The sequence below is a fragment of the Micromonospora sp. NPDC047793 genome, assembly GCF_040642635.1.
Taxonomy (GTDB): Bacteria; Actinomycetota; Actinomycetes; order Mycobacteriales; family Micromonosporaceae; genus Micromonospora.
In genome coordinates this window covers 171,858-180,847 of record NZ_JBEYSG010000013.1, presented here as the reverse complement: position 1 = coordinate 180,847, position 8,990 = coordinate 171,858, and the positions used below count along the sequence as shown (strand labels likewise).

The 8,990-nt window shown below is 75.0% G+C and carries 5 protein-coding genes; 1 reads left to right on the top strand and 4 read right to left on the bottom strand.

Annotated elements, in window-relative coordinates:
• Nucleotides 1-160: 160 nt before the first annotated feature.
• A complete protein-coding gene (gene mptB / locus ABZ738_RS23720) occupies nucleotides 161-1,807 on the bottom strand; it encodes a polyprenol phosphomannose-dependent alpha 1,6 mannosyltransferase MptB (protein WP_357216412.1) in 1,647 nt (548 codons plus the stop codon).
• 14 nt (nucleotides 1,808-1,821) lie between these two features.
• The gene (gene mptB / locus ABZ738_RS23715) at nucleotides 1,822-3,222 is read right to left on the bottom strand and encodes a polyprenol phosphomannose-dependent alpha 1,6 mannosyltransferase MptB (protein WP_357216409.1); all 1,401 of its coding nucleotides are present in this window, start codon (nucleotides 3,220-3,222) and stop codon (nucleotides 1,822-1,824) included.
• Nucleotides 3,223-3,266: 44 nt separating this feature from the next.
• On the opposite strand from mptB (ABZ738_RS23715), the gene ABZ738_RS23710 reads away from it, so the two are divergent.
• Nucleotides 3,267-4,943, top strand: coding sequence for a hypothetical protein (locus ABZ738_RS23710; protein ID WP_357216406.1), 1,677 nt, complete (start codon nucleotides 3,267-3,269; stop codon nucleotides 4,941-4,943).
• 71 nt (nucleotides 4,944-5,014) lie between these two features.
• Here ABZ738_RS23710 and ABZ738_RS23705 read toward each other — a convergent pair whose 3' ends face one another.
• Complete coding sequence (locus ABZ738_RS23705) at nucleotides 5,015-8,125, bottom strand: bifunctional [glutamine synthetase] adenylyltransferase/[glutamine synthetase]-adenylyl-L-tyrosine phosphorylase (RefSeq protein WP_357216403.1); 3,111 nt, start codon at nucleotides 8,123-8,125, stop codon at nucleotides 5,015-5,017.
• Nucleotides 8,125-8,892 carry a type 1 glutamine amidotransferase gene (locus ABZ738_RS23700; protein WP_131054869.1) on the bottom strand — a complete coding sequence of 256 codons (768 nt, stop codon included), beginning with the start codon at nucleotides 8,890-8,892 and terminating at the stop codon, nucleotides 8,125-8,127. The genes ABZ738_RS23705 and ABZ738_RS23700 overlap by 1 nt, the downstream gene beginning before the upstream one ends.
• Between the last annotated feature and the right edge of the window lie 98 nt (nucleotides 8,893-8,990).

Here is an 8,990-nt window from a genome sequence, read left to right as displayed (position 1 = left end):
GACACCCCCTCCCTCCCACTCCGTTCCCCCCCCGTGCCCCCTGCGCTTGGGCCGGGGCCGGGGGGGGGGGTTGGGTTTTTTTGTTGTCGCTGGAGCGACAACAAATCTCCCCACCTCCGGCCTGCGGTCGGCGTGCGACCCGGCTTCGCGGCAACTGGGCTCAGCGTGGCTCACGGTTCCGGCGGATCCGGGACAGAAATCGGACCGCCAGGACAGAGACCAACAGGGTCATCGCCACCGCGCCGGGTGCCTTCACCAGCCGAGCCACGTTGGTGCCGTCCGGCAGGGCGAGGAAGGATGCCAGCGCGCTCGGCACCAGGAACCAGATGGTCCGGGTCGCCGTCACCGCGAGCAGCGCCAGCGGCCAGGTCGCGTACCAGGGGTGGAAGACCGGCGCGAGGACGACGGTGAGGGCCAGCGCCAAGCCCGCGCCGAGCAGCACCGAACGGTGACGGCTCACCCCCGCGCCCACCTCCGACGGGCTGACACCGACCGCAGCAGGCGGGCCGTTGCCGGTCGCGCGGGCCGCAGGCGGGCCGTATGGAGCGGCGTCGGCGGCGCGGGCATCCCCGTGCTCACCGCGCTGTCCTCGGTCCGGCTGGCGGGGGTGGCGCAGCGCCGACCAGGTACGCCACCAGAGCAGCACCAGCAGGACCGCCAGCAGTGTCAGTGCCAGGATCCGGGCCACCGGCACACCGACGGGCGGCAGCCCGACCGCTTCACCGAGGTAGTCGACGAGCATGCCGACGGCGGTCGGCGGCGAGGTCCACTGCACGGTGTCGCCGCTGCTGCCGAGTCCACCGATCCAGCCCAGCCCGAGACCGGAGAGCAGTGAGGAGAGCAGGAGCGCGCCGAGCACTCCGGTGGCGAGCGTGCCGCCGTCGCGTAGCAGTGCCGCCACCGTGTACCGGCCACGGACGGCCGCCAGCGCGGCGAACGGCAGCACCACCACGGCGGTCGCCTTCACCGAGACCGCCAGGCCGAGCAGCACCCCGGCGACCAGCACCACGGCGACCGAGTGCCCCCTCGCAGCATCCGGCACACCACCGACCGGCGGCGGCGCCGCAGCGCCGGACAGCGCACCGGCAGAGCGGGCGGGACGTCGGACGAGCAGGAGCAGACCGAGCAGGAGCAGACCGAGCATCACGGCGTCGTTGTGCGCGCCGGACACCAGGTGCACCCCGACCAGCGGGCAGGCGAGCACCAGCCAGGTCGCCCGCGCGGGCGGCACCCCCGCCGCCCGCGCCAGGCCGGGCAGGCAGAACGCGGCCAGCAGCAGTCCCGCCACCGCCAGCACCCGCAACACCGCCAGCGTCCCGACCAGGGTGCCGCCGAGGACCACGGCGAGCGCGGCGAGAAGGACGAAGAACGGGCCGTACGGTGCCGCCGTGTCCCGCCACACCGGGGCGACGGCGTCCAGCCACGGACATCCCGCCTCGGCGACACCGGTGGCGTACGGGTCACCGCCGTCGGCGTACGCCCAGCCCTGGCAGGCGTACGAGTAGAGGTCCCGACTGCCCAGCGGTGCGCTGACCAGCAGCGGCACCGTCCACAGCGCGGCGGTCCGTAACGCCCACCCGGTCGACGGGGCGCCCGCGCGCAGTGTCCACCAGGCGCCCACCATGGCGGTGGTGCCGAGCAGCCACAGCAGTACGGCCGGAAAGGGGTGGCCGGCCCGGGTGGTGATGCTGTCGGGCAGGGCGCCACCGGTGTACGCGGCGACGGTGAGGGCCACCGCCCCCAGCAGGCCGACATACCGGACGCGGCGGTCCCGGGCGGAGGCGGGTCGGACGCCGGTCTCGGTCACCGGCGTGCCTCTCCTCAGTCGACGGGAACCGGGCGGCGGGCCGCCCGAGCCGACCGTACCAAGCGGACCGCCACCCAGATCACGAACAGCGTCATCAGCGGCGCACCGACCGTCTTGGTGTACCGGGGCAGGCCGGTGCCGTCGGCCAGCACCTGGAACGCGGCGAACACCGTGACCGCGCTGAACCACCAGGTGCGGTGGGCGGTGGCGGCGAGCAGCGCCAGCGGCCAGAACCAGTACCAGGGGTGGAACAGCGGGGCCAGCGCGACCGTGGCGGTCAGCGCCAGCGCGGCGTGCCAGAGCGGTTCCCGGTGACGCGCCCGGAACCACAACCACACCAGCAGCGCCGCCAGCACGACCATGCCGATCCCCCGGGTCACCGGCAGCGCGTCGACGTGCAGGCCGAACGGCAGCAGCACGTACCCGACGGTCTGCCCGACGGCGGTCGGCGGCGAGGTCCAGGCGATCACCTCGTTGCCGTGCGACAGCCCGGTGATCCAGCCGAGGTTCAACCCGGCGCCCAGGGTCACCCCGATCAGTGTCGCCACCGCTCCGCCGACCACCGGGGTGCCGTGGCGCAGCAACCCCCGCAGGGTGAAGCCGCCGCCGATCGCCAGCAGCGCCGCGAACGGGACCACCACCAGGGCGGTCACCTTGATCCCGGCGGCCATGCCGAGCACCACACCACCGGCCAGCAGCGGCCACGGCCGGGCCGGTCGACTGACCACGATGGCCAGGCCGGCCACCATGAACCCGACCATCAACGCGTCGTTGTGCACCCCGGAGATCAGGTGTACGCCCACCAGCGGGCCGGCCAGCGCCAGCCAGAGCGCCCGGCCGACCGGCACACCGCAGTGGCGGGCCAGCACCGGCACACTCACCGCCGTCAGCAGCACACCGGCGACCGCGAGTACCCGGAACAACGCGATGCTGGCGATCAGCGAGCCGGTCGCGGCGACGATCGCGCCGGAGAGCACCACGAACAGCGGCCCGTACGGCGCCGGGGTGTCCCGCCAGATGAACGACATGGTGTCCAGCCACGGACACGGCAACGTGGAGACGCCGTACTCGTACGGGCTGATGCCGTTGGCGAAGCTCGCCCCCTGACAGGCGTACGCGTAGGCGTCCCGGCTGCCCAGCGGCGGCGTGAACAGGAACGGCACGATCCACAGCCCGGCGGTGACCAGCGCCCACCGTGCCGACGGCACCCGGTCCCGCAACGTCCACCACGCGAACGCCATCGCGGCCGTACCGAACAGCCACAACGCGATGATCAGCGGCCCGTACGGCCCCTGCCAGATGCGCAGCGGAGTGGGCCGCAGGTCGCCGTCGGGCAGGGCGCCGCCGAGGAACGCCGCCACGGCGAGCATGATCGATCCGGCCAGTCCGGTCCAGCGCACGAGGTGATGGGGCACGTCCGACATGCTGCCAGTACCGTGAGCGCGGTACGGAGGTGGGCATGCGGGGCAGTCGGGTGGTGGCGCTGGCCGCCGCGTCCGCCGGGGCGCTCGGTGTGGCGTACCTCATCCTTCCGGCGATGGGTTCGGACCTGGCGGCGCAGGTGGCCCGGGCCGACTTCTTCGCCGCACACGGCGCGACCCCGGTCGACCTGCGCTGGTACGCGGGGGTCCAGCAGTTCGGCTACAGCCTGCTGGCCCAGCCGGTGATGGCCCTGCTCGGGGTACGCCTCACCGGCGTGATCGCGGTGGTCGCGGCGGCGGCCCTCCTCGCCGCGCTGCTGGTCCGCACCGGAGTGCCTCGGCCGCTCCTCGGCAGCCTGGTCGGGGTGGTCACCATCGCCGGCAACCTGGTCTCCGGCCGGGTGACGTACGGCCTCGGGGTGGCCTTCGGCCTCGCCGCCCTGCTCGCCCTCACCTGGCGCCGCAGTTCGTGGCGACCGCTCGTGCTGGCCGGTGCGGCGGCGTTGCTGGCCTCGGCGGCCAGTCCGGTGGCCGGACTCTTCGTCGGTCTCGCCGGGGTCGCCGTGCTGCTGTCCGGCCGGTACGCCGACGGGCTGACCGTCGCGGTCGCGGCGGCGGTGCCGCTGGGGGTGACCGCGGTGCTGTTCGGTGACGGCGGCTGGATGAACATCAGCCGGACCGACACGATCCGGGCGACGGTGACCGCCCTGCTGGTGGCCGCGCTGGTCGGCTACCGCCCGGTGCGGTCGGGTGCGGTGCTGGCAGCGGGCGGGGTGGTCGCGGCGGCGCTGGTGCACACCCCGGTCGGGCTGAACGCCACCCGGCTGGCGACCATGTTCGCCCTGCCGATCCTGGCCGCCGCCGCCCGTCCCCCCGCCTGGCTGGCCCGCTCGGCGCACCACCTCCGCATCGCACCGCGACCCGACGCTTCGCCCCAGCCCGGCCGATCGGTCCAGGCCAGTCCCCCGACTCGGCCCGACCTCGTCGGGCGACCCGAGGTGTCGGGGCGGCCGAGGCGGCGGGGCGTGGCGGCGGTGGCGCTCGCTGTGCTGCTGGCGGCGGTGTGCTGGTGGCAGCCGCCGGTGGTCTCCGCCGACCTGCGCAGCATCGGCGACCCGACCAGCCGTCCGAGTTACCACGCCCCCCTGCGGGCCGAGCTGGACCGGCGCGGGCTGACCGGCCGGCTGGAGGTGCCGCCCACCCGCAACTACTGGGAGGCCGCCCGGATGGGTGACGTGCCGCTGGCCCGGGGCTGGCTGCGGCAGGCGGACATCGACCGCAACCCGCTCTTCTTCACCACCGTGCCCGGCGCGGCCGGCACCGGTGTGCCGCTGACCGCCGACAGCTACCGGGACTGGCTCGACGAGTACGCGGTGCAGTACGTCGCGGTGCCCGACGCACCACTGTCCTGGGTCGGCCGCGCCGAGGCCGAGCTGGTCACGGGCGGCCTGCCGTACCTGACCGAGGTGTGGTCCGACCCCCACTGGCGGCTGTACGCGGTGACCGACCCGACGCCGCTGGTGGGTGCCCCTGCCGAGCTGGTCCGCTCCGACGGCGCCTCGGTGACCTTCCGCACCCCGGACGCGGGCCCGGTGCCGGTGCGGGTCCGGCACAGCCGCTGGCTGACCGCGTCCGGCGGCGCCACCGTCACCGCCGACGGGGACTGGACGGTGGTCACGGTGCCGGGCGCCGGCACGTACACCCTCGGTGGTTGATCCTCGGGCTCTCGACGGGGTGTTAGCAGGGGACCCCTGCTCTACCGCGGGCGTTAATAAGGTGCCCTTCCTTACATCTCCAGGACGCGTTGCATGGCGGCGCGGGAGCGGCGGCCGGTGCGCAGGTACTCGTCGAGGAACTCGCCCGGATCGTCGCGGCCGAGCAGCCGGACCACGCCGGCCAGTTCCACGCCGTGCCGGGGAAGTTGGTCGCCGGCCCGGCCCCGGACCAGCATGAGGGCGTTGCGGACCTGGGCGGCCAGGGTCCAGCCGGCCGTCATCGCCTCGGCGTCCGCCGGGTCGATCAGGCCGGCGTCGCGGGCGGCGGAGAGGGCGTCGAGGGTACGGGTGCCGCGCAGCGACTCGTGGGCACCGGCGTGCTGCAACTGGAGCAGTTGCACCGCCCACTCGACGTCGGCGAGGCCGCCCCGGCCCAGTTTGGTGTGGGTGGCCGGGTCGGCGCCCCGGGGCAGCCGTTCGGTCTCCACCCGGGCCTTGATCCGGCGGATCTCGACGACCTGTTCCCGGGTCAGGCCGTCGGCCGGGTACCGGACCGGGTCGACCAGCTTCTCGAACCGGGTGCCCAGGTCGGCGTCGCCGCAGACGCAGCGGGCCCGCAGCAGCGCCTGCGCCTCCCACACTCGGGACCAGCGGGCGTAGTACTGCTGGTAGGCGGCGAGGCTGCGGACCAGCGGTCCCTGCCGGCCCTCGGGGCGCAGGTCGGCGTCGACGCCGAGCGCCGGGTCGGGCGCCGGCATCCCGAGCAGCCGACGCAGTTCCTCGGCGATGGCGTGGGCGGCGGCACTCGCCGCGCTCTCGGCGACGCCCTCGGGTGCCTCGTAGACGAAGAGGACGTCGGCGTCGGAGAGGTAGTTGGACTCGTACCCGCCGAGGCGGCCCATGCCGATCACCGCGAACTTCAGGTCGGGCATGGTCGGCTGGGCGGCGCGGGCGGTCCGCAGTGCGGCGGCCAGGGTGGCGTCGGTGACGGCGGCCAGCGCGGTGCCGACGGTGATGACGTCGCCGAGCGTCGAGCGGTCCGTGTCGGGGCGGGTGGGGGTCAGCGAACCGGCGCGGCTGAGCACGTCGGCGCAGGCGAGCCGGAGCAGTTCCCGGCGGCGCAGCGCACGGACCGCCCGGATCGCCTCGACCGGGTCGGTGTGTCGGGCCGCCGCGGCGGCGAACCCGTCGTAGAGCACCCCGCGGGGCCGGGGGCTCAGTTCGCTCTCCTCGGCCAGCAGTCGCAGCGACTCGGGTTCCCGGCTCAGCAGGTCGGCGACGTATCGGGAGGAGGAGAGCACCCGGGCCAGCCGGCGGGCCACCGGGCCGGAGTCGCGCAGAAGCCGCAGATACCAGGGGGTGCTGCCGAGGGAGTCGGAGACCTGGCGGTAGTTGAGCAGGCCACGGTCGGGTTCCGGCGCGTCGGCGAACTCGCTGAGCAGCACCGGCAGCAGGGTGCGCTGGATGGCGGCGGTGCGACTCACCCCGCCGGTGAGGGCCTGGAGGTGACGCAGGGCCCCGGCCGGGTCGGCGAAGCCGAGGATCTCCAGCCGGTTGCGGGCCGCCTGCGGGGTCAGCCGCAGACCGTCGGCGGGTACCCGGGCGACCGACTCCAGCAGCGGCCGGTAGAGCAGTTTGGCGTGCAGTCGGCGTACCTCGGTGGCGTGGGTGACCCACTCGGCGCGGAACTCCTCGACGGCGCTGCGTCCCGGCGTGGCGGTGTAGCCGAGCGCGGTGGCGAGCCAGCGCAACGCGCCCGGGTCGGTCGGCACGGTGTGGGTGCGCCGCAGGCCCTGGAGTTGCAGGCGGTGCTCGACACCGCGCAGGAAGCGGTAGCCGCGCAGCAGCGCCTCCCCGTCGGCGCGGCCGACGTAGCCGCCGGTGACCAGCGCCCGCAGGGCGGGGATGGTGCCGGGTGGGCGTAGGGACTCGTCGCCCCGGCCGTGCACCAGTTGCAGCAACTGCACCGCGAACTCGATGTCGCGCAGGCCGCCGGGACCGCGCTTGATCTCGCGTTCCTGCTCCTTGGCCGGGATGTTGTCGATGATCTTGCGGCGCATCGACCGGACGTCCTCGACCGCCTCCGGCCGCTCGGCGGCGTGCCAGAGCAGCGGCGCCAGCTCGTCGATCCACTCCTGGCCGAGCGCCAGGTCACCGGCGGCCGGACGGGCCTTGAGCAGGGCCTGGAACTCCCAGGTGCGCGCCCAGCGCCGGTAGTACGCCAGGTGGCTGGCGAGCGTCCGCACCAGCGGCCCCCGGTTGCCCTCGGGGCGCAGCGCGGCGTCGACCGGCCAGGCGACAAGCCCGCAGATGTGGATCAGCCGGGTCGCGACGGTGGTGGCCGAGGCCAGGTCGTCGTCCTCGGCCGCCACGAAGATCACGTCGACGTCCGAGACGTAGTTCAGTTCGCCGCCGCCGCACTTGCCCATCGCCACCACGCCCAGGCGGGGCTCCCGGGCGCCCTCGGGCAGCTCGGTCACGGCGATCGCGTACGCGGCGGCGAGGGTGGCGTCGGCCAGCGCGGAGAGTGCGGCCATGGTCTGCTCCAGGCCGCGCCCGCCGGTCAGGTCGGCCGCCGCGACGCGCAGCAGCGCCAGCCGGTACGCCCGACGCAGAACCGCCACCGGGTTGCCCTCGCCGGTCAGGTCCAGCCGCCCGTCGGCGGTCGGGGCGAGCCCGTCCGACTCGGTGCGCAGCACCGTCCACTGGTCCGGGTTGGCGACGAGGTGGTCGCCCAGTGCCGAGGAGGCGCCCAGCACGGCGATCAGTCGACGGCGCAGCCCCGGGTCGTCGTGCAGCGCGGCCAGCAGCGGCGACCCGGCGCCGATGCCTCCGGTCGAGGCGGCCACCGGCTGCCCCTGGGCGGGGGCGGTGGCCTGGCCCGGTCCGGCGCCGCGCTGGCGTACCGCCGCACTGGTGCCGCCGTTCGTGCCGGCCAGGGCGCGGCGCTCGGCCTCGACCATCCGGTGCAGTTGGCGCAGCGCCAGGTCCGGGTCGGCGGCCCGGGACAGCGCGGTGAGCAGTTCCCGCGCCTGGTCGCCGGTGGGCTCCTGGGTCTGCGGGCGCCACAGGTCGAGCCCGTCCGGGCCGAGCAGGTCGGCGGCGCGGGCGCCGAGGTCGTCGTCGGTGATGCCGAAGCCGTACCGGGCGAGCCGGCCGGTGGCGTTGCTCGGGCGGCCCATCAGTGCCCGAGCAGCGGCAGGGTGCGGCGCGACCCGCTGTCGTCCAGTTCGCCCAGGGCCAGGGCGGCGAACCTAGCGGCGAAGGGCTGCCAGACGTCCTCCACGTCGGCCAGCACCGCGGCGCAGGCGGCGACCACCAGCTCCGGGTCGTAGTCGAGCTCGGCCAGCACCGCCGAGTCGGTCGCCCACTCGGCGATCATGTCGGCGTCGCACTCGATGTGGAACTGGAGGCCCCAGGCCCGGTCGCCGAGGCGGAACGCCTGGTGCGGGAAGCGGGTGGAGGCGGCCAGCAGGGTCGCACCGGCCGGCAGCTCGGTGATCTCGTCGGTGTGCCACTGGAGCACGTCGGGGATGAGCGGGACGTACCGGAACAGCGGATCGTTCTCGGCGGCGTCACGCCGGCCGACCACGGCGGGCCCCACCTCCGGCCCGGAGCGGCTGCGCTCGACCGTGCCGGCGTGCGCGGTGGCGAGCAGTTGCGCACCGAGGCAGACCCCGAGTGTCGGGACACGGTGCCGGACGGCCTTGCGGAGCAGCCCCTCCACCGCCGGCAGCCAGGACGCGCCGGGCTTGCCGTCCGGGTCCGGGTAGGCCTGCTGGTCGCCGCCGAGCACCACCAGCGCGGCGTACCCGTCGAGGTCGGCGGGGAGCGGGTCGCCCGCGTGCGGGCGGGACACCGACAGCTCCAGACCGGCCTCGGTCAGCCACTCGCCGAGCCGTCGCGCATCGTCGGTCGGGTCGTTCTCGATCACCAACGCGGTAGCCACGCCGTCGAGGCTATCCGGTCCGGCCGACGGGCCCGGCGCGCGGGACCAGTGCGGTGTCCAGGAACGTCGGCGGTGTCGCGGCGAGGTCCAGTGGACGT